Below are 18,065 nucleotides of genomic sequence, written 5' to 3'. Positions count from 1 at the left end.
GCCGGGGCGGCGGGCGCACCGCCGCCCCGGCACGTCAGCCGCGCTGCATCTCGTTCAGCACCAGGACCCGGCCGTCGAAGTACGTGCGCTGGATCGCCGCGTTCGTGTTGCTGCCCTGCAGGTACTCCGACCACTCCATGAAGTACGTCCACTTCGGCTGGCTCGCCAGCAGTTCCGGGGACGGGATCGTGCCCGTCTCACCGAGCGCGATCGGCTTGCCGTGCGAGACGTTCTGCATCGCCTGGTAGTCCGAAGTGGACGGATTCGCCTTCATCCAGACATCGAGCGCCGCGACGTCGACGTAGCCGTCGCCCGGGTAGTACTGGGCGATCGAGCCCATGTTCACGTCCTTCACCGCCCAGTCCCACACGATGCTCGTGAGCCCCTTGCCCACCAGGTGGTCGTGGGTGATCCGGTAGAGGCCCGCGCTGCCGCCGAGGCCCGGGCGCCCGCCCCACCACGCCCAGCCGTCGTTCAGCTCGTGCAGCGGCCGGAACAGCACCTGCACGCCCGCGTTCTGCAGCTGCTGCAGGTACGGCACGACCTCGTCGAGCCGCGCCTTGTAGCGGTTGTTGAGGTTGGAGCCGTTCGTCATCAGCTCGCTCCACTGGGCGTCCGACAGTTTGCTCATCACCCCGGAGCTCCAGTCGCAGGAGCTGCCCTGCGTGGGCGGGCACATGTGCCACGTCATGGTGACGACGGCGCCGTTGTTCCACTCGGCCTTCGCCTGGTCGACGACCTTCTGCCGGTTGGCGACGTCGGCGGCGCCGAAGAAGAAGTCGCCGCCCCACAGGCCGGGGTACTGGCCGGTGATGTCGTGCACCTTCGCCGTGTAGTACGACGGCGTGCTCGCCGGTTCCTTGTTGTGCTGCCCGGCGATCGTGTACTGGCCGGAGATCTGCTTGAGGTAGTTCAGGGTGCCGCCGGCGCGCGGACCGGCGGCCTCGGCGGCGGGCGCGGTCACCGCGCCGGCGAGGAGCGCGGCCGCGGCGAGCGCGGGCAGGAAACGATGCTGGGACACGAGGGACTCCTCCGCGTTGAGGACACATTAAGCGCTTAAGATGTTCCGAGTCCCAGCAGAAAGCGTCAAGACGTGACGAAGGCATCGAGCCAGATCTGTCCGCTTCGATGACAACAGCGTCGGACTTAAGCGGTTGACATCGCTCCCGAGATCAGCAGCGTCAGCCCGTGCGCCAGCGCCGGCGCGAGGTCGAGGTGCAGCGCGGTCAGCGCCGGGTCCGCCTCGTAGGCCGCGAGCGCGCTCGGCGACGGACGGCAGTGCGTCCACAGCCCGCCGGCCAGGATCATCGCCAGCATGCCGATCGACGCCGCCTGGTCGCCGACCTCGGGCACGTACCGGCGCATCAGGTCGGCCATCGCGTCCAGGCCGGCGAGGGCGGACCGCTTGAAGCGCACGACCGCGTCCGTGGAGACGTTGTGTTCCAGGACACCGGCCTGCGCGCCGATGAGGTCGCACAGCACCGTGCGCCGGGCCAGCGAGTGCGCGACGACGGTGGAGAACCGCTCCGCCCGCTCCCCCGCCGGCAGCTCCACGTCGACGCCTTCGGCGAGTTCGCCGGCCAGCTCGGCGAGCCACTCCCGCAGCGCGCGGTCGAGCAGTTCGAGCAGCACGGCTTCGCGGGATTCGAAGTAGCGCAACACATTGGACTTCGCCAACCCGACCCGGCGGCTGAGCTCGTTGAGGCTCACGTCGGCCACCGGCATCTCGTCGAGCATCGCCAGCGCCGTGTCGAGGATCGTGCGGCGCCGCTCCTCCCGCTGCTCGGCACTGCGGGCTCGCTGGAACGTCATGCCAGCCAGCGTAACGCCCAGCCCGCGAAATTGAAGACCGGCAGTCTCTTGACAACAGACCGTCGGTTCCTTAGCGTCGGAGACATAACAGACCGCCGGTCCGAAAGGGCCGCCACGGAGGGAACCGCCATGGGCGAGAACTGGACCGACCGCGACGTGCCGAGCCAGAAGGGCCGGGTCGCCGTCATCACCGGGGCCAACACCGGGCTCGGGTTCGACACCGCGAAGACGTTGGCGGAGAAGGGCGCGACGGTCGTGCTGGCCGTCCGCGACGTCGAGAAGGGCAAGCAGGCCGCCGCCCGGCTCGGCTCGACCGCCGACGTCACCGTGCAGGAGCTGGACCTGTCCTCGCTGGAGTCCGTCCGCGCCGCCGCGGCCGACCTGCACGGCTCGCTGCCGAAGATCGACCTGCTGGTCAACAACGCCGGCGTGATGTACCCGCCGAAGCAGACCACCCGGGACGGCTTCGAGCTGCAGTTCGGCACCAACCACCTCGGGCACTTCGCGTTCACCGGCCTGCTGCTGGACCTGCTGTTGCCGGTCGAAGGCTCGCGCGTGGTGACGGTCGCGAGCATCGCCCACCGCATCCGCGCGGCGATCCACTTCGACGACCTGCAGTGGGAGAACTCCTACGACCGCGTCGCGGCCTACGGGCAGGCCAAGCTGGCCAACCTGATGTTCGCCTACGAATTGCAGCGCCGGCTCGCCGCGCACGGCACGACGGCGTCGCTCGCCGCTCACCCCGGCGTGGCCCGCACGGAGCTGATGCGCAACTCCCCCGCCGTCGCCCGCGCGCTGTTCCCGCTGGTGGCGCCGCTGTTCACGCAGAGCTCGGAGGCCGGCGCGCTCCCGATCCTGCGCGCCGCAACGGACCCGGCCGCGCTGGGCGGCCAGTACTACGGCCCGGCGGGCATGGGCGGCTACCGCGGGCGCCCGCAGGTGGTGGCGTCCACGCCGCAGTCGTACGACGCCGGGATCCAGCGTCGCCTGTGGACGGTTTCGGAGGAGCTGACGGGCGTCAAGTTCCCGGTCGGCTGACGGCGAAGCCGGTCAGGAGCAGGTCGGCGACCTGGGTGCCGATCAGTTCGGGATCGGCGTGGAGACTGCGCGCGAACCGGCTGACCACGTGCAGCGTGCCGGTGACGGCCTGCGGCAGCAGCTCGGGCGGGAGGTCGCCGCGCAGGACGCCGTCGCGGCGGCCGCGTTCGACGAGCGCGAGCACGGCCTGGTGCATCCGGCGCGCGGGCGGCGGCGGAGCCGGACGGCGGGTGTCGCCGGGCTTGGGTTGCCAGTCGGTGGTCACCGCGAGGACCGGGTACCGCTGGATGATGGCGGCCATTTCGACGATCAGCGCCCGCAACGCGGAGACGGCGTCGAGGCCGGCGGTCCGGTCGAGGACCGCGTTCGCCTCCGCGGCGGCGGCGTCGTGGATGGCGCGCCGGAGGGCGTCCCGGTTGCGGTAGCGGCGGTAGACCGACATCCGCACGAGCCCGGCCTCGTCGGCGATGCGCTGGATGCCGGCGCCCGGATCGTCCGCGAGCACCCGGGCCGCGGTGCGCAGGATCAGCTCGTCGTTGCGCCGCGCGTCACTGCGGCGGTCCTGCTCGGCCATCGAATAAGTGTTACACATGTGTCCCTTTTCATCGGCTAGCCTCCGGGAAAACCACGTCAGGAGGAGGCCCGCTGTGCTCATCGTCCCCTCGGCCGAGCGGCCGGATGTGTTCGCCGTCAACGTCTTCCGGGTCAGCCCGGAGAACCAGCAGCCGCTGGTCGAGTGCATCCGGAACGCCGGCGACCCGGCCGGCGTGCCAGGGCTGCTGTCGATGCACCTGCTGTGCAGCGAAGACGGCAGGCAGGTCACCAACTTCACGCACTGGGCGAGCCGGGCCGCGCTCGACGCCGCGACCGCGGAGAACACCGCGATCAAGGCCACCCGGATCGCGATCCGCCGGTTCTCCGCGGGGCCCGAGCCGTACCGGGTCGTCGAGGTGAAGGGCGCCTAGAGCCAGTCGTGTTCGCGGGCGTAGCGGGCCGCTTCGTGGCGGGTGCGGGTCTGGGTCTTCTGCATCGCGTTGGACAGGTAGTTGCGGACCGTGCCCTCGGCCAAGTGCAGCCGGCCCGCGATCTCCGCCACCGAAAACCCCTCCCGCGTCGCGCGCAGGACGTCGATCTCGCGGTCGGTCAGCGGGCAGTCGTCCACGACCGCCAGTGCCGAGACGTCCGGGTCGATCCAGCGCTTGCCCGCGTGCAGCGTCCGGATCACTTCCGTGATGTGCGCCGGCTCCGCCGCCTTGCTCACGAACCCCTGCACGCCCAGCTTCAGCGCCTTCCGCAGCACCCCCGGCCGGGCGTGCCGGGTCAGCATCAGGATCACCTGCTCCGGCCGGGCGCGGCGGATCTCGGCCACCGCGCCCAGACCGTCCACAGTGGGCATTTCGAGGTCGATGACCAGCACGTCCGGCTGGTGCCGCAGCGTCGCGGCCACCGCCTGCTCGCCGTCCTCGGCCTCGGCAAGCACGGTGATCTCGCCCTCGAGCGGCAGCAGCGCCGCCAATGCCTTGCGCAGCAGGGCTTCGTCGTCGGCCAGCACCACGGTGGTCATCGGCGGTCCTCCCGGTTCTGCCACGCGGGGAACGCCGCCGCCGTCAAGAAGCGGCCGTCCGTGCGCGACACCCGCAGCTCACCGCCGTGCTCGGCCAGCCGCTCGCGCAACGCGGAAAGCCCGCTCAGCTCGGGCTCGCCGTCCTCGGCCACGCCGTCGTTGACGATCTCGATGCCCGACCACGACAGCGCGATCCGCACCTGGCGCGCCTGGGCGTGGCGCAGGATGTTGGTCGTCGTCTCGCGCAGGACCAGGCCGAGCAGCTCGCCCGCCCGGGCGTCCACTTCGGACTCGCGCTCGACGCGCACGTGGATGCCCGCCGCTTCGAACAGGTTCTTCGCGTTCTCCAGCTCGGCGGACAGGTTCAGCCGCCGCTGGGCGTGGGCGAGCTCCTTGGTCTGCACGATCGTGTCGCCCACCAGGCTGCGCACCTCCGCCAGTTCCGCGCGCGCCCGGTCGACGTCGCTGTCCAGCAGCTTCTCGGCCAGCGCGACCTTGAGCTTCACCACGTGCAGCGTGTGGCCCTGGATGTCGTGCAGGTCGCCGGCGAAGCGCACGCGTTCGCGGGTCACGGCCAGCTCCGCCTCCCGCTCGCGCGACTGCTCCAGCTCGGCGATCAGGTCGAAGAACCGCTGGCTGACGAACATGAACCCGGTCGAGACCAGCCCGGCGACCGCGGGGACGGCGGCGTACTGGACCAGCCGGGACACGAGGTGGTCGTCGTGCACGAGCACGTTCGTCGCGCCCAGGACGGCGACCAGCGCGGTGAACCCGGCCAGCGCCGCGAGCCGGTGGCGCGGCAGCGGCGGGACGAGGAACGACCCCACGACGGACAGGCCGAAGAACGCGGAGGGGTCGTCGGTCAGCGCCCCGGCCAGCCAGACCACCGCCGAGACGGCGAAGGCCGGCCGCGCGACGCGCAGGTAGTCCCCCGCCGTCCAGCGTTCGGCGGTCGCCAGCGCCGCGACCAGCCCGACGACCTGGATGGCGACGTGCCACCAGGTCCGGGCGTTCAGCAGGAGCAGCAGCACACCGACGATCGCCAGCGGCGGGACCGTCGTGATCAGGTTGAGCCGGCGCAGCCGTTCCTGGACCGCCCCGCCGGTCCAGGTGCTCCTGCGCGCGATCGTCGGCACCTCCACGGGTTCGAGCGTATCGGCCCCGGCGGGCCGCACCAGTGACACCACGTCATGTGTCGGGGTGACGCCGCCACACTGCCGGGCGCGCGCCGATCCGGCTGGAATTCAGGGCATGTCCACGACACCCGTCATCGACGTCGACCGCCTCACCCTCACCTACGGCGGCTTCCCCGCCGTGAAGGACCTTTCGTTCCAAGTGGAACGCGGGGAGCTGTACGCGCTGCTCGGCACGAACGGCGCCGGCAAGACCTCGACGCTGGAGACCGTCGAAGGCCACCGCGCGCCGACCTCGGGAGCCGTGCGCGTCTTCGGGAAGGACCCGCGCGACCGCGCCGCCGTCCGGCCGCGGATGGGGATCATGCTGCAGGAAAGCGGGTTCTCGCCCGACCTGACCGTACGGGAGACCGTCCGGCTGATCGGGCGGCTCACCGAACGCACCGACGACGTCGGGCGCGTACTCGGCGTCGTCGGGCTCAGCCCCAAGGCCACGACCAAGGTCGGGCAGCTCTCCGGCGGCGAGAAGCGGCGGCTCGACTTCGCCACCGCCGTATTCGGCACGCCCGAGCTGGTCTTCCTCGACGAGCCCACCACCGGCCTCGACATCCAGTCGCGCGACGCGCTGTGGGACGCGGTCGACCGGCTGCGCGAGGACGGCTCGACCGTCGTCCTCACCACCCACTACCTCGAAGAGGCCCAGCAACGCGCCGACCGCATCGGGCTGATGCACCAGGGCGCGTTCCACCGCGAAGGGACCGTCGCGGAGCTGACGCGCACCCTGCCCGCGACCATCCACTTCGGCCTGCCGCCGCGCGCGCCCGCGCCGCCGCTGCACGCCACCCGCCAATCGGACGGCCGGTTCCTCGTCGAGACCTTCGGCCTCCAGAAGGACCTGCACACGCTGCTCGGCTGGGCGCAGGACCACGCCGTGGAGCTGCGCGACCTCCAGGCCGGCCCGACCCGCCTCGACGACGTCTTCCGCGCCATCGAAAACTCCTGAGAAGAGGACAATCCCATGTGGACGATCGCTCGCGGAGAGCTGATCCAGATCTTCCGCAACCGCCTCGTGCTGGTCACCGCCCTCGTGCTGCCGGCGGGGCTCAGCGCGTTCTTCGTGTTCCGGCACGACCTGTTCACCGGAGCGGGCAGCCTCGGCTACATCGCGACGCTCGCGCTGTTCTTCGTCGCGGGCATCGGGCTGTACACGACGTCGGTGACGACTCTGGCCTCCCGCCGCCAGAACCTGTTCCTCAAGCGCCTGCGCTCCACCGCGGCCCCCGACACCGGCATCCTCGGCGGCCTGCTGCTGCCGATCACCGTGCTGTCGGTGGCCCAGATCGCCGTCATCCTCGGCGCGCTGGCCGCGGTCGCCGGGGCGCCGGCGGACCCGGTGCTGCTGGTGGCGGCCGTCGTCGCAACGGTGGTCATGATGCTCGCCCTCGGGCTGGCGACGGCCGGGCTGACGAACTCGCCCGAGCACGCGCAGGTCACGACGCTGCCGGTCAGCCTCGGCGTGATCGCCGTGGCCGGCTGGGTCGGGGTGAGCGGCACCGGCGAGCTCACGCTGCTCAAGCGGCTGCTGCCCGGCGGGTCGGCGACCGAGCTGGTGCTGAACGCCTGGAACGGCGGCAAGCCGTTCACCGACTCGCTGGTCCTCTTCGGACCGACGCTCGCGTGGGTCGTCGTGGCCGTCGTGCTGGCCAAGCGGCTCTTCCGCTGGGAACCGCGCCGCTGACCGCGGCTCACCGAGAAAGGAACGACAGATGCGCAAGATCCTGCTCGCCGCCGCCGTCACCGTGCTGAGCACGGTGGTGGTGCCGGCGGCGTCCGCCGAACCCGGGACGCTGTCCTGGGGCCCGTGCCCGGCCGGGGCGTTCCCGACGCCGGACCTGCAGTGCACGACGCTGCGGGTGCCGCTGGACTACCGGAACCCGGACGGCCGGAAGATCGACGTCGCGGTGTCGCGGCTGCCGAGCAAGAACCCGGAGAAGCGGCGCGGTGTGCTGCTGACGAACCCGGGCGGGCCCGGCGGTGAAGGCCTGGACTACCCGCAGCTGCTGAAGCTCGTGAAGCTGCCGCAGGACGTCCTCGACAGCTACGACATCATCGGCTTCGACCCGCGCGGCGTCGGGCGCAGCGCGCCGGTGACGTGCGACCTGACGCCGGAGCAGCTGGCGATCGGGAACCTGCCCTACGCGAACGGCCCGGCCGACGTCGTGAAGCAGGCGGCGGTCGCGAAGGCGGAGGCGAGGCAGTGCGCGGCCGCCTCGACGGGCTCGATGCTGCCGTACATCACGACGGCGAACACCGCGCGGGACATGGACCGCATCCGCCAGGCGCTCGGCGAGCCCGCGGTGTCCTACCTCGGTGCGTCCTACGGGACGTACCTGGGCGCGGTGTACACGACGATGTTCCCCGAGCGCAGCGACCGGATCGTCCTGGACAGCAACCTCGGGCCGGGCGGGTACGACATCGACGCGATGCGCCGGTTCGGCCGGGGCATGGAGGACCGCTTCCCGGACTTCGCGAAGTTCGCCGCGGCGCACCCGCAGTACGGGCTCGGCACGACGCCGGCGCAGGTGACGGCGAAGTACCACGAGCTGGCGGCGCGGCTGGACAAGAAGCCGGTCGAGGGGGTCACGGGATCGACGTTCCGGGGCCTGACGTTCGAAGGGCTGTACTCCATCGACCTGACCCCGCTGGCCGAGGACTGGCAGGCACTGGACCAGGGCCGGGCACCGAAGCCGCCGGGCGGCTCGCTGACGTCGTCCGTGGAGAACCTGTTCGCGGCCCGGTTCGCCGTGCTGTGCGGGGACTCGGCGTGGCCGCGGTCGGTGGCGGGCTACCAGGTGGACGTCGCGGTGGACCGGATCCGCTACCCGCTGATCGGCGCGGCGACGGCGAACATCGCGGCGTGCGCGTTCTGGCCGGCGGCGCCGGTGGAGCCGAAGGTGCGGATCACCGGCCGGGGGCCGTCGAACGTGCTGCTGGTGCAGAACGAGCGTGACCCGGGGACGCCGCTGGCGGGTGCGCGCGAGCTGCGCGCGGCGTTCGGCGACCGCGCCCGGATGGTGACGGTCGACCAGGGTGGGCACGGGGTCTACCCGTTCACGCCGAACCGGTGCGGGGCCACCGCGGTGACGGGGTTCCTGGTGTCCGGGCAGCGGCCGGCGCACGACCTGGCTTGCGCAGCGGAGACCGCCTGACCGGGGGGGTGGGGGCGGCGCGGCGAGCGGGAGGGCTCGCCGCACCGCCCGTCCTCGCGTCGGCCACCGCTTCGCACGGGATCGGCCGCCGATGACGGGTGTGCGCCACCCGGCCCGCGCCCGCTTTACCGCTTGGCGCCGCCAAGTGAGCGGGTCTGCTCGCGCAGGACGTCGATCGTCCGCGTGACCCAGTCGGCGATCACCGCCTGCTCGGCCGGTGAATAGCGGTCCGTCAGCTTCGCCATCGCCCGGTCGAGCCCCGCGAACACCTCGCCGAACGCCTTCGGCACCGCGGTGATCACCAGCCGCCGGCGGTCCTCCGGATCCGGCGATCGGCGCACCAGGCCGGCCCGCTCCAGCCGGTCCACCACCCCCGTCACCGCGCCCGGGGTCAGCCCGATTTCCCTGGCCAGCTCCCCGGCCGACAGGGAGCCGGCACCCGCGATCACCGCCAGCGCGCGCTGGTCGACCGCCGTCACGCCCAGCCGCGCCCCCACCGCCTCGTGGAACGCGACCACCGCGGTGCTCAGCTGAAGCGAGCCCTCGAAGTGCCGAGATGGGCGTGGCGCTGCTACACCGCCCACCTCGGGCCGGTCCTGGGACTGTCCGCGGTGGCGTCGGTGCAGCGGCTGGTCGTCGTCGAGTGGACGCGCGAAATCCCCCACGGACTCGCTCTCGCCTCCGAAGCCGTGGTGCTGGGCGCGCGGATCGCCCTGGTCGCACTGGCCTGGCGGATCGCCATGAGCGGCCGGACGCCGCGCTGGAGCGCCGGCCGCGCGTTCGCGCGCGGACACTGGCGCAGCCTGCTGTGGCAAGCCGCGTTCCTCGGCGCGGCGTTCGCCGTGTTCGAGATCCTGGTCGAACACGTCGTGTCCGCGCTGCTGCCGGAGTCCGCCCGGCAGACGTACCCGGCGGTCCTGCTGTTCGTGAAGAACCCGACGGTGATCGCGCTGACGTTCCTCTGGTGCGTCGGCTTGGTCCGGCAGGTCTTCCTGGTGCCGGACGCGCGGCTCGTCAGTCCGTCGCCACGCGGATGATGGTCTTGCCCGGCCCCCGCCGGCGCTGGGAGAACGCCTCCGCCGCCTCGGCGAGCGGGCGCACCTCGCCGACGAGGGGCTTCAACCGGCCGTCCCGCACCCGCTGGGCCAGCTCCGCGAGCCGCACGCGGTCCGGCTCGACCACGAAGAACACCGCGCGCCCGTGCTCCGGCCACACCGTGGGCGGCTCGGCGATCGTCACGAGGGTGCCGCCGGGGCGGACCAGCGCCGCCGACCGCGCGAGGACTTCGCCGCCGAGGACGTCGAAGACCACGTCGACGGGCTCTTCCCACTGGTCGGCGGCCAGGTCCACGTAGGCGTCGGCGCCCAGGCCGAGCACGAGGTCGCGGTCGCGGGCCCGGCCGGTGCCGACCACCCGGGCACCGGCCTCGCGGGCGAGCTGGACGGCGAGCGATCCCACGCCGCCGGCGGCGCCGTGGACGAGCACCGTCTGGCCGGTGGCGAGCCCGGCGTGGTCGAACAGCCCTTGCCACGCGGTCAGTCCCGAGATCGGCAGCGCCGCGGCGACGGTGTGGTCGAGGTCGGCGGGCAGCGGCGCGAGGTTGCGCGCCTCCACGGCCGTGTACTCGGCCAGCGAGCCGTCGCGCGCCCAGTCGGCGAACCCGAACACGCGCTGGCCGACGGTCAGGCCGGTCGTCCCGTAGCCCAGTTCGGTGACGACGCCGGACAGCTCGTGCCCGGGCACGCTGGGCGCGCGGTCGTGGCCGGCGCGGTCGGTCCAGGTGGCCGGCCAGGTCAGCTCGCCGGGTGTGAACCCGGCGGCGTGGACCCGGACGACGACGTCGTTCTCGGCGGCGTGCGGGTGGGGCAGCTCGGTCAGGGCGAGCCCGCCGACACCCGCTTCCCGGTCGCTCGCGGTGATGGCACGCATGTCAGCTCTCCCAAGCGGAGCGGAGGACGCGCTCGACGGTCGTCGTGCGCTGGAAGCCGGGGAGGAAGTGCTCGAGGACGTCGGCGTTGACGGTGCCGTTGGTGGTCTCCGGGCGGTCCTTCTGCCCCTCGAAGTAGGCGGTCAGGAACTCGTGCTTGAAGTCGCCCCGCGGGTGCGCGGCGACGATCTCCGCCAGCCGGCCGGCGTCCAGTTCGCCGAGCCCGAACCCGACGACGTCGGTCAGCACGCCGAAGTGCGTCGCGGCGATCTCCGGGCCCATCCGGCCGGGAATCCCGGGCGTGGTGTGCAGCGCGATCGCCGTCCACACGGTGTCCGCGGCCGCGGCGGAGAAGCCGTGCTCCAGCAGGAACCGCCGCCCGTGGTCGGCCCCGTCGAGCTCGAAGCGCTGGACGACGTCGGAGAACGGCGCCGCGAGACCGGTGTCGTGGAACAGGGCGGCCAGGTAGAGCAGTTCGGGATCGGGGTCCGCGCCGAGCCGTTCGGCGTGGAGCCGGGCGAAGAAGTAGACCCGGCGGGAGTGCTGGTAGATGAGCGGGCTGGTGGTTTCCCGGACGAGCCGCACAGCTTCGGCGACCGCCGGCGTGTCCGGGACTTCGACTCCCGCGATGGTTTCCGTCATGACCGTTGCCCTTCCTCCTCCGGCTCCCACGTCCGAAGGTAGGCCGCAGTTGCATTACAGTCAACCTTTGTAACGTAACCCACCCGGCGGTACTTCTGGTCAGGACTGGCGGCGGGACAGCCAGCCCTTCCGGCTCGAGTGCTCGCGCAGCCCCAGCTGGCGGAGGAAGCCGTCGGCGTTCGACCCCATCCAGGCGTAGGTCTCCCGGACCCATTCGGCCGCGGCGGCCAGCGATTCGGGCTGGTCGTGCTCGCGCAGGGTCGCGACGATGCTCTTGAGCTCGATGCTCGACCGGCCACCCAGCGCCGTGCGCAGCAGCGCCCGGCCGGCCGCCGGATCGCCCGATCCGAACAGGTGGACGACGTCCCGCACGATCGCGTGGTCGCCCCGGCCGGCCGCCGCGGCTTCGGCCAGCACCGCGTCGGCGAACCCCGGGAAGCGGGCCTGCAGCCCGCCGACCAGTGCCCCCAGCCGGTCCACCGGCTGGCCCGTCGGGTGCTCGGGGACCGAACCGTCGTCCGCCAGCGCGGCGAAGACGTCGGCGAGCGACGGCTTTCCCGCCTGCACCGCTAGGAACAGCAACGTCCTGGCTTCGGCGGCGGGCAGGGTGCGGACCTGGTCGACCAGCGCCGGGACGTCGTCACCGTCGACGAGGCTCGCGAACATCCGCTCCTTCATCGACGGCTCGAGGCGGTCGATGACGGCCACGGCCAGCTCGGGGTGCGTCGCGACGGTTTCGGTGACCTGATCGGTGAACCGCCGCGCGAGAACCGGGTCGACGGCACCGAGCGCGGCCAGCAGGGCGGCGCAGAACTCGGGCCCGCGGTCGACCGTCGCGCGGAAGATCCGCTGCCGGTCCCCGTCACCGCACTCGCGCAGCAGCTCGGCCACGGTGCCCACCACCGCCCGCCCGGCGACCTCCTCGACGAGCTTCCGCGCGTCGACCGGGCGGCCCTCCTCACGCAGGGCGGCGACGATTTCGAGGACGGACCGGGAAGACCGCGACAGCGCGGCGCGCGAGCAAAGCCGGAAGGCCGCTTCCTCGTGGCCGCGCCCGCGCAGGGCGGCGGCGAGGGCGGTGATGCCGGTGTCCGGCAGCAGCTCGGCCGCGCGGGCCATCGCCCGGTCGGCGTGCGGTTCCTGCCGCGTCTCCCAGAAGAGCGTCATGACCTCGAGCAGTGGATCGACGTCCCGGGCGCGGCCGATGACGGCGTCGGCGACCCGGGCGCTGTCCGCGGCGCGGCCGGCGTCGGCCATCGCCCCGCAGAGCTGGGCCACGCCCCGGACCGGCCGGGTCGCCACGACGTCGGCCGAGGCGGCGTAGAGGCCGAACGCCACCTCCTCCCGGCCGACCTCGCGCAGCTCGTCGGCCAGGGCGGCGATGTCCGCGCCGGGCAGGTGCCCCGCCGCGCGCACGATCAGCCGGTCCACCTCTTCGCGCAGGCCACCCAGCCACAGGGCGTTGACCAGTTCGATCAGCGATCCCCGGGCCTGGGCGGCGTCGAACGCGGCGTTCAGCAGCTCGACGAGCTCGGCGGTCCGCCCGCCGGCCTGGAGGAGCCCCGCCAGGGTCGCGGTGTCGGCGAACCGGCACCGGCCGGCGGCCCGGACGAGCTGGTTCGCCGAGGCGGGCAGCTCGGTGTCGTGCAGCGCGTCGACGATCCGCAGCACCTCCGCCGGCGGCCGCCGGGCCGCGGCCGTGAGCGCGGTGGCGGCGTCCTCGCCGGTTCCCCGCGCGTGGAGCAGCGCGATGATCGCCGCGACCTCCTGGTCCGGCCGCAGCGCGGCCGACGCGGCCAGCACCTGCTCGGCCACCTCTTCCCGGCCTCGCTCGCGCAACGCCCGGACCTCGGCGTGCAGGTCCGCCGGACGCAGCCGGAGCAGGGCTTCCGCACCGGCGGGCGGCTGCGGCAGCACGCGCACCTCGTCCACGGCCGGTTCCCGCGCGGCCCGCCGTCCGACGCGGTGCCGGTTGCGGACCAGCGCGATCGCCTTGCCGTCGTTGCGGGTCCGCTGCTGGGGCACCGGGAAGTGCCGGGCCTGCAGGTCCACCCGAACGTGGTAGAAGAGCGTCTCCATGTCGAGCAGGTCGGGGCCCGTCCGGCAGCCCGTGCACCAGCTTGTCGACCAGCGCGCCGGTGAACGCGGTGTAGCGCTCGTCGACCGGCGCGAGTGCCACGCTCGTTTCCGCGGACGCGGTCATCAGGTAGGTGCCGTCCACCCGGGCGTGGTCGGCCAGCTCCACGGAACCGCCCATGCCGCCCTGCAGCGCGCGGCCGCTGTAGCAGCAGTCCAGGATCGCCACCTTGCCGTAGCAGGCGCGCGCGGTGCCCACGATCTCGCGGCGGATGTCGTCGTAGCGCACCGCCCGGTACAACCGGTCGCCCGCCGCGTGGACGACCTCCAGCACTTCGTCCACCGACGCCGGGTTCAGCAACGCGACGCAGTTGTCTTCCGGCAGTCCCCAGAGGTCGGCGTCGGTGAGGACCTGGCGCAGGGTCCCGAGGTTGTTCGCGACCGCGGGAAGCCCTTCGAGCGACGCGTATTCGGAAACCCCGACGAGCACGGCCCGGGACGCGTGCGGATCGGGCAGGCCGGCCCGCGGACCGGCCGCGTCATTCATCTTCGCCCTGGCTCACCGGGAGGTTCGCGCTCTTCAGCATGGCAATCTGCTCGTCGGACAGCGGTCCGACGACGGTGAACCTGACCGGCGGCGCGGACTTCCGGGAACGGAGGAAGCTCGCCCACGCGACACCGAGGTTGGCCAGGCCCGTCAGCGAGCCGATCGACAGGCAGATGACTTCGACGGCACCCATGTGGCCACTGCCCGGCGACCCCGTCGCGCTGATCGTCGCCGACCGCACGACGTCGACGTCCTGCCGGAGCCAGTGGTAGAACTGCTCGAGGGCCTGCCCGTCTTCTCCTCCTTCCGCGGAATCCGCTGCCTGCGCGCGGCGCACCGCGCGCAGGCAGCGAACTCACTTCGTGGACGCGATGAAGTACACGACGATGCCGATCAACGCGAGCACTTCGCTCAGGACGAACGTCGAGTACCCGATCGTCTGCAGTTTCCCTCGCATTTCCGGCTGCCGGGCGGTAGCATTGATTACGGCCGCGAAAATCAGCCCCACGCCGATTCCCGGGCCGATCGCGGCCAAGCCGTAGCCGATCGCGGCGAGGCCGGGGTTGATGTTGGCGGTCTGGGCCAGAACGGTTTCCGTCGGAACAGCGTTGTTCATGAACATTCCCCTCCACATCGGCCCACGCGCACGCTCGCGTGGAGCAGCGGCTTCTGGTGTCACACCGAACAAGCGAAGGCGCCGGAAAACGGCGGCTGGGTCAGGTTGGGGGCACTCGCCGGACAGGAGAATCAGCGGGGCGGGAATTCACCGGAACCGATGGTTCGAACACGGCAAGGATATCAGAAGAACGGACTCGTCGCAGAAGCGGGCGAGGCCGGAAAAGGAACTAGTCGTCGCGCAGGGAACGGACCATGCTCCGCAGGCTCCGGAACGCGTTCGACTGTTCGGCCTCGGTCATGCCGGCCAGCATCCTGCGCTCGACGGACCGGACCGCCGCGGTCGCCTTCTCCAGGCTTCGCCGCCCGCGAGGCGTGAGCCGTGTGGGAAGCACCTTCCCGACGGGCGCCTCCGTGGGCCTCGTGACGTAGCCGTCCCGCTCCAGGGCTTGCAGCAGCACGTTCATCGTTTGCCGGGTCACGAACGCGCCCCGCGCGAGCTCGGAGTTCGACAACCCCGGCCGTTGCGCCAGCAGTTCGAGGCAGGAGTAGTGCGTCACGCTCATCCCGAGCGGCCGCAGCACCTCCTCCATGGCCACCCGGAGAGCACTGGACGCCTCCTTCAGCAGGTAGCCCAAGGACGTCTCCAGGTCGACACCGTCTTGACTCATGTCAGCATTCTGACATAGGTTGACCCGTGTCAGAAGACTGACACAACAGGAGGAACGCCATGCCCGTCACCGGACCCGACTTCATCTCTCTCCAAGCGCGCGACCTCGACGCCTCGCAAGCGTTCTACGAGCAGTACCTCGGCCTCGTCCGCTCGCCGGCCGGACCGCCGCACGCCGTCGTCTTCGAGACGAAGCCGATCGCGTTCGCGCTCCGCGACGTCGTTCCCGGCACGGACTTCGCCTCGGCCGCCCGGCCCGGCATCGGTGCCGCGATCTGGCTGCACGCCACGGACGTCCAGGACATCCACGACGCCCTCGCCGCCGACGGGCACCCCATCGTCTCCGCGCCGGTCGACGGACCCTTCGGCCGGACGTTCACCTTCGCCGACCCCGACGGCTACCACGTCACGCTCCACGACCGCGGCTGAGCGCGCCTTCCGCCGAGCGGTTCAGTCCTCTTCGGACGTCGCCGACAGGAACGCCGCCAGGTCGTCGGTGAACCTCAGCAGCAGGTCGTAGAACGTCCGGCGGTCCTTCGCCGACCACTCCGACAACGCCTCGCCGAACCAGCCGAGCAGCGTGGTGACGTACCGGTCGGCCAGGTCGGCGCCGTCCGGCATCAGCTCGACCAGCCGGGCGCGCCGGTCGTCCGGGTCCGCCAGGCCGCGCACGAGGCGGCGCCGTTCGAGCACGTGCAGGTGGCGCGTGACGTGCGGCCCGGCGACCTGCATCCGGTCCGCGATCTCGCCGACGCGCATCGGCTTCCCGGTCATGTGCAGGGCGAGGATGATCGACAACCCGGGTCGGTCGAGGTCGGCGCCGACCCGCTTCATCGCCCGCTCCCCCAGGCCGCTGCGGTTCATCAGCGTGCCCAGCTGCATGAGCCGGGGCAGCACGGAGCGCAGGTCGGGCCCCTCGCCGGCTTCGGTGTCGGCCATCACACTCCCTTAGATAGCTAAGTTAGGTATATAGTTGCGCCATGCCGCAGCGTTCCCACGGCATTCTCGCACCCGCAACATAGATACCTAACTTAGCTATCGGGGGTTCCCATGACACGTTCGGTTCTGATCTCCGGCGCGAGCATCGCCGGTCCCGCACTGGCCTATTGGCTGCGACGGGCCGGGTTCGCGGTCACCGTCGTCGAAAAGGCACCGGTCCTGCGCGACGGCGGCTACCCCATCGACGTCCGCGGGACGGCCTTGGACGCCGCCCGGCGGATGGGGATCCTCCCCCGCCTGCGGGACCTGCACATCTCCACCCGGCGCTTGGTCTTCCTCGACGCCGACGGCAGCGAGATCGCGGCGCTCGACCCCAACGCGGTCGCCGGCGGCACCGACGGCGAAGACGTCGAAGTCCGCCGGGGCGACCTGACCCGCACGCTCTACGACCTGGTCCGCGACGACACCGACATCCGGTTCGGCGACAGCGTCGAAACGCTGACGCAGCACGCGGGCGGCGTCGACGTCACCTTCCGCAGCGGCCGGCAGGAGACCTACGACCTGGTGTTCGGCGCCGACGGCCTGCACTCGCAGACCCGCGGGCTGGTCTTCGGCGACGAGAAGCAGTTCCACCACTACCTCGGCTACAGCTTCGCCGGGTTCACCATGCCCAACACCTTCGGCCTGCACCGCGAGGGCGTCGCGTGGAGCACGCCGGGCAAGGGCGCGGCGCTCTACTCGGTCCTGGACGACGACGAGGTCCACGGTTTCCTGGTGTTCGCGCGGCAGGACCCGCCGATCGAGGCGTTCCGCGACCCCGCGGCCCAGCGGGACCTGGTCGCCAAGATGTTCGCGGGCGAGGGCTGGGAGACCGCGCGCATGGTCGCGGCGATGCGCGAAGCCGACGACCTCTTCTTCGACGTCGTCAGCCAGATCCACCTGCCGAAGTGGACGGACGGCCGGGTCGCGCTCGTCGGCGACGCCGCCCACGCACCGTCGTTCCTGACCGGGCAGGGCACCAGCCTCGCCCTGGTCGGCGCGTACGTGCTCGGCCACGCCTTGGCCACGATTCCGGACCACACAACGGCTTTCGCGGCCTACGAGAGCCGGTTGCGGGACTTCGTCGAACGCAACCAGGCCACGGTGTCGCAGGGCAAGTCGACGCTCTTCCCCGCGACGGCGGAAGACCTCGAACGCCGCAACGTCGCTCTTCGCCGGTTGGCGGAGGCGCCGTCGGGCAGCCCGCGGCCCGAGCATTCGGCCTTGACGCTGCCGGACTTTCCCTGACGGTTTTCTCACCGGTTCAGGTGGGCGGCCAGGGTTTCGGCCGCTTCCCGGGGTGTGCAGGCGCCGATCAGGACGTGCGCGGTGAGGCCGTCCACCAGCGCCGAAGTCGCGCGCGTTTCGTTGCCGGGCAACGGTTCGGTGACGGCGACGCGCGTGCGCAGCTCTCGGTATCGGGCGCCGAAGCGCAGGCGCACGGGGTCGGCGAGATCCGGGCCGGCCGCCGAGCGGACGAGCAGGCCCAGCCACGGCCGGTGCGCGGCCAGGTCGGGCACCGGCTGCCCGGCCAAGGCGCCGAGCAGGCCGGGCTCGTACCGGGCGGCGGCGATCCGGCGGTCGACGGCGTCGACGGTGTTGGTGAGGGTCAGCCGCAGCAACAGTTCTTCGGCGGCGGCGTGGCGTACTGCCCAATTGGTCGGGCGCCGGACTTCCGCGGCGACGGTGGAGGCGGTCACCGCGGCCAGCCCGTCCCGCGCGATGATCCGCACCACCGCGTTCGCCACCTCGCGCTGGCGCATCCCGGCCTCCCTCGATCGGTAACGCCATCGTCGCCGGGTGGGTAGGGGCGGCGCGACGATTAGGGCAGTGCCGAATCGTCGGGACAGCAGA

The 18,065-nt window shown here is 72.0% G+C and carries 22 protein-coding genes; 8 read left to right on the top strand and 14 right to left on the bottom strand.

The window, feature by feature from the left end; genetic code table 11:
* Nucleotides 1-34: 34 nt before the first annotated feature.
* A complete protein-coding gene (locus ACIQWX_RS16410; RefSeq protein WP_400870870.1) occupies nucleotides 35-1,021 on the bottom strand; it encodes a glycosyl hydrolase in 987 nt (328 codons plus the stop codon).
* Between the two features lie 125 nt (nucleotides 1,022-1,146).
* Nucleotides 1,147-1,812 carry a TetR family transcriptional regulator gene (locus tag ACIQWX_RS16405; RefSeq protein WP_400870867.1) on the bottom strand — a complete coding sequence of 222 codons (666 nt, stop codon included), beginning with the start codon at nucleotides 1,810-1,812 and terminating at the stop codon, nucleotides 1,147-1,149.
* 129 nt (nucleotides 1,813-1,941) lie between these two features.
* On the opposite strand from ACIQWX_RS16405, the gene ACIQWX_RS16400 reads away from it, so the two are divergent.
* Nucleotides 1,942-2,850, top strand: a complete 909-nt coding sequence (locus ACIQWX_RS16400; protein WP_400870864.1) for an SDR family NAD(P)-dependent oxidoreductase — start codon at nucleotides 1,942-1,944, stop codon at nucleotides 2,848-2,850.
* Here the strand turns inward: ACIQWX_RS16400 and ACIQWX_RS16395 are convergent.
* The gene (locus tag ACIQWX_RS16395) at nucleotides 2,831-3,424 is read right to left on the bottom strand and encodes a TetR/AcrR family transcriptional regulator (protein ID WP_400870861.1); all 594 of its coding nucleotides are present in this window, start codon (nucleotides 3,422-3,424) and stop codon (nucleotides 2,831-2,833) included. The two genes, ACIQWX_RS16400 and ACIQWX_RS16395, sit on opposite strands and share 20 nt — an antisense overlap.
* Nucleotides 3,425-3,497: 73 nt before the next feature.
* On the opposite strand from ACIQWX_RS16395, the gene ACIQWX_RS16390 reads away from it, so the two are divergent.
* Nucleotides 3,498-3,815, top strand: coding sequence for an antibiotic biosynthesis monooxygenase family protein (locus ACIQWX_RS16390; protein WP_400870858.1), 318 nt, complete (start codon nucleotides 3,498-3,500; stop codon nucleotides 3,813-3,815).
* Here ACIQWX_RS16390 and ACIQWX_RS16385 read toward each other — a convergent pair.
* Together ACIQWX_RS16385 and ACIQWX_RS16380 are read right to left on the bottom strand one after the other, a co-directional pair.
* Entirely contained in the window at nucleotides 3,812-4,414 is a 603-nt protein-coding gene (locus ACIQWX_RS16385) for a response regulator (protein WP_400870855.1), read from the bottom strand. The two genes, ACIQWX_RS16390 and ACIQWX_RS16385, sit on opposite strands and share 4 nt — an antisense overlap.
* The gene (locus ACIQWX_RS16380; RefSeq protein ID WP_400870852.1) at nucleotides 4,411-5,556 is read right to left on the bottom strand and encodes a sensor histidine kinase; all 1,146 of its coding nucleotides are present in this window, start codon (nucleotides 5,554-5,556) and stop codon (nucleotides 4,411-4,413) included. Before ACIQWX_RS16380 ends, ACIQWX_RS16385 begins: the two co-directional genes overlap by 4 nt.
* 109 nt (nucleotides 5,557-5,665) lie before the next feature.
* On the opposite strand from ACIQWX_RS16380, the gene ACIQWX_RS16375 reads away from it, so the two are divergent.
* Genes ACIQWX_RS16375 through ACIQWX_RS16365 form a run of 3 tightly spaced genes read left to right on the top strand, consistent with a single transcriptional unit; the run spans nucleotide 5,666 to nucleotide 8,756 of the window.
* On the top strand, nucleotides 5,666-6,550 hold the full coding sequence (locus ACIQWX_RS16375) for an ABC transporter ATP-binding protein (protein ID WP_400870849.1): 885 nt from the start codon (nucleotides 5,666-5,668) through the stop codon (nucleotides 6,548-6,550).
* A gap of 15 nt (nucleotides 6,551-6,565) precedes the next feature.
* Nucleotides 6,566-7,285 carry an ABC transporter permease gene (locus ACIQWX_RS16370; protein ID WP_400870846.1) on the top strand — a complete coding sequence of 240 codons (720 nt, stop codon included), beginning with the start codon at nucleotides 6,566-6,568 and terminating at the stop codon, nucleotides 7,283-7,285.
* A gap of 28 nt (nucleotides 7,286-7,313) precedes the next feature.
* On the top strand, nucleotides 7,314-8,756 hold the full coding sequence (locus ACIQWX_RS16365) for an alpha/beta hydrolase (RefSeq protein WP_400870843.1): 1,443 nt from the start codon (nucleotides 7,314-7,316) through the stop codon (nucleotides 8,754-8,756).
* Between the two features lie 125 nt (nucleotides 8,757-8,881).
* On the opposite strand, the gene ACIQWX_RS16360 is transcribed toward ACIQWX_RS16365, so the two are convergent.
* Nucleotides 8,882-9,274 (bottom strand): MarR family winged helix-turn-helix transcriptional regulator, encoded by a 393-nt coding sequence (locus ACIQWX_RS16360; RefSeq protein WP_400870840.1) that lies wholly within the window; start codon nucleotides 9,272-9,274, stop codon nucleotides 8,882-8,884.
* Between the two features lie 30 nt (nucleotides 9,275-9,304).
* Between ACIQWX_RS16360 and ACIQWX_RS16355 the strand changes: the two genes are divergently transcribed.
* Complete coding sequence (locus tag ACIQWX_RS16355) at nucleotides 9,305-9,793, top strand: hypothetical protein (protein WP_400870837.1); 489 nt, start codon at nucleotides 9,305-9,307, stop codon at nucleotides 9,791-9,793.
* On the opposite strand, the gene ACIQWX_RS16350 is transcribed toward ACIQWX_RS16355, so the two are convergent.
* From ACIQWX_RS16350 to ACIQWX_RS16325, 6 genes are all read right to left on the bottom strand, one after another.
* On the bottom strand, nucleotides 9,771-10,685 hold the full coding sequence (locus ACIQWX_RS16350) for an NADP-dependent oxidoreductase (RefSeq protein WP_400870834.1): 915 nt from the start codon (nucleotides 10,683-10,685) through the stop codon (nucleotides 9,771-9,773). The two genes, ACIQWX_RS16355 and ACIQWX_RS16350, sit on opposite strands and share 23 nt — an antisense overlap.
* Before the next feature lies 1 nt (nucleotide 10,686).
* Nucleotides 10,687-11,325: an HD domain-containing protein gene (locus ACIQWX_RS16345; protein ID WP_400870831.1), complete on the bottom strand. Its 639-nt coding sequence runs from the start codon at nucleotides 11,323-11,325 to the stop codon at nucleotides 10,687-10,689.
* A gap of 99 nt (nucleotides 11,326-11,424) precedes the next feature.
* Nucleotides 11,425-13,404, bottom strand: a complete 1,980-nt coding sequence (locus tag ACIQWX_RS16340) for a caspase family protein (protein WP_400870828.1) — start codon at nucleotides 13,402-13,404, stop codon at nucleotides 11,425-11,427.
* A gap of 536 nt (nucleotides 13,405-13,940) precedes the next feature.
* A complete protein-coding gene (locus ACIQWX_RS16335; protein WP_400870825.1) occupies nucleotides 13,941-14,285 on the bottom strand; it encodes a hypothetical protein in 345 nt (114 codons plus the stop codon).
* A gap of 18 nt (nucleotides 14,286-14,303) precedes the next feature.
* Complete coding sequence (locus ACIQWX_RS16330; protein WP_400875785.1) at nucleotides 14,304-14,564, bottom strand: ATP F0F1 synthase subunit C; 261 nt, start codon at nucleotides 14,562-14,564, stop codon at nucleotides 14,304-14,306.
* A gap of 229 nt (nucleotides 14,565-14,793) precedes the next feature.
* The gene (locus ACIQWX_RS16325; RefSeq protein ID WP_400870822.1) at nucleotides 14,794-15,234 is read right to left on the bottom strand and encodes a MarR family winged helix-turn-helix transcriptional regulator; all 441 of its coding nucleotides are present in this window, start codon (nucleotides 15,232-15,234) and stop codon (nucleotides 14,794-14,796) included.
* 59 nt (nucleotides 15,235-15,293) lie between these two features.
* On the opposite strand from ACIQWX_RS16325, the gene ACIQWX_RS16320 reads away from it, so the two are divergent.
* The gene (locus ACIQWX_RS16320) at nucleotides 15,294-15,662 is read left to right on the top strand and encodes a VOC family protein (RefSeq protein ID WP_400870819.1); all 369 of its coding nucleotides are present in this window, start codon (nucleotides 15,294-15,296) and stop codon (nucleotides 15,660-15,662) included.
* Nucleotides 15,663-15,683: 21 nt separating this feature from the next.
* Here the strand turns inward: ACIQWX_RS16320 and ACIQWX_RS16315 are convergent, their stop codons facing one another.
* Nucleotides 15,684-16,172 (bottom strand): MarR family winged helix-turn-helix transcriptional regulator, encoded by a 489-nt coding sequence (locus ACIQWX_RS16315; RefSeq protein WP_400870816.1) that lies wholly within the window; start codon nucleotides 16,170-16,172, stop codon nucleotides 15,684-15,686.
* Nucleotides 16,173-16,283: 111 nt separating this feature from the next.
* On the opposite strand from ACIQWX_RS16315, the gene ACIQWX_RS16310 reads away from it, so the two are divergent.
* Entirely contained in the window at nucleotides 16,284-17,459 is a 1,176-nt protein-coding gene (locus tag ACIQWX_RS16310; RefSeq protein WP_400870814.1) for an FAD-dependent monooxygenase, read from the top strand.
* Between the two features lie 8 nt (nucleotides 17,460-17,467).
* On the opposite strand, the gene ACIQWX_RS16305 is transcribed toward ACIQWX_RS16310, so the two are convergent.
* Nucleotides 17,468-17,974, bottom strand: coding sequence for a hypothetical protein (locus tag ACIQWX_RS16305; RefSeq protein WP_400870811.1), 507 nt, complete (start codon nucleotides 17,972-17,974; stop codon nucleotides 17,468-17,470).
* Nucleotides 17,975-18,065: the final 91 nt, after the last annotated feature.

The sequence above is a fragment of the Amycolatopsis sp. NPDC098790 genome (assembly GCF_044759945.1).
GTDB lineage: Bacteria > Actinomycetota > Actinomycetes > Mycobacteriales > Pseudonocardiaceae > Amycolatopsis.
This window is presented reverse-complemented; position numbering and strand designations above follow the sequence as displayed.

Coding starts and splice junctions, on each gene's coding strand:
- ACIQWX_RS16405 (WP_400870867.1), bottom strand. CDS start 1,812: ATGACGTTCCAGCGAGCCCGCAGTGCCGAGCAGCGGGAGGAGCGGCGC.
- ACIQWX_RS16400 (WP_400870864.1), top strand. CDS start 1,942: ATGGGCGAGAACTGGACCGACCGCGACGTGCCGAGCCAGAAGGGCCGG.
- ACIQWX_RS16395 (WP_400870861.1), bottom strand. CDS start 3,424: ATGGCCGAGCAGGACCGCCGCAGTGACGCGCGGCGCAACGACGAGCTG.
- ACIQWX_RS16385 (WP_400870855.1), bottom strand. CDS start 4,414: ATGACCACCGTGGTGCTGGCCGACGACGAAGCCCTGCTGCGCAAGGCA.
- ACIQWX_RS16375 (WP_400870849.1), top strand. CDS start 5,666: ATGTCCACGACACCCGTCATCGACGTCGACCGCCTCACCCTCACCTAC.
- ACIQWX_RS16370 (WP_400870846.1), top strand. CDS start 6,566: ATGTGGACGATCGCTCGCGGAGAGCTGATCCAGATCTTCCGCAACCGC.
- ACIQWX_RS16365 (WP_400870843.1), top strand. CDS start 7,314: ATGCGCAAGATCCTGCTCGCCGCCGCCGTCACCGTGCTGAGCACGGTG.
- ACIQWX_RS16350 (WP_400870834.1), bottom strand. CDS start 10,685: ATGCGTGCCATCACCGCGAGCGACCGGGAAGCGGGTGTCGGCGGGCTC.
- ACIQWX_RS16345 (WP_400870831.1), bottom strand. CDS start 11,325: ATGACGGAAACCATCGCGGGAGTCGAAGTCCCGGACACGCCGGCGGTC.
- ACIQWX_RS16340 (WP_400870828.1), bottom strand. CDS start 13,404: ATGGAGACGCTCTTCTACCACGTTCGGGTGGACCTGCAGGCCCGGCAC.
- ACIQWX_RS16330 (WP_400875785.1), bottom strand. CDS start 14,564: ATGAACAACGCTGTTCCGACGGAAACCGTTCTGGCCCAGACCGCCAAC.
- ACIQWX_RS16325 (WP_400870822.1), bottom strand. CDS start 15,234: ATGAGTCAAGACGGTGTCGACCTGGAGACGTCCTTGGGCTACCTGCTG.
- ACIQWX_RS16320 (WP_400870819.1), top strand. CDS start 15,294: ATGCCCGTCACCGGACCCGACTTCATCTCTCTCCAAGCGCGCGACCTC.
- ACIQWX_RS16315 (WP_400870816.1), bottom strand. CDS start 16,172: ATGGCCGACACCGAAGCCGGCGAGGGGCCCGACCTGCGCTCCGTGCTG.
- ACIQWX_RS16310 (WP_400870814.1), top strand. CDS start 16,284: ATGACACGTTCGGTTCTGATCTCCGGCGCGAGCATCGCCGGTCCCGCA.
- ACIQWX_RS16305 (WP_400870811.1), bottom strand. CDS start 17,974: ATGCGCCAGCGCGAGGTGGCGAACGCGGTGGTGCGGATCATCGCGCGG.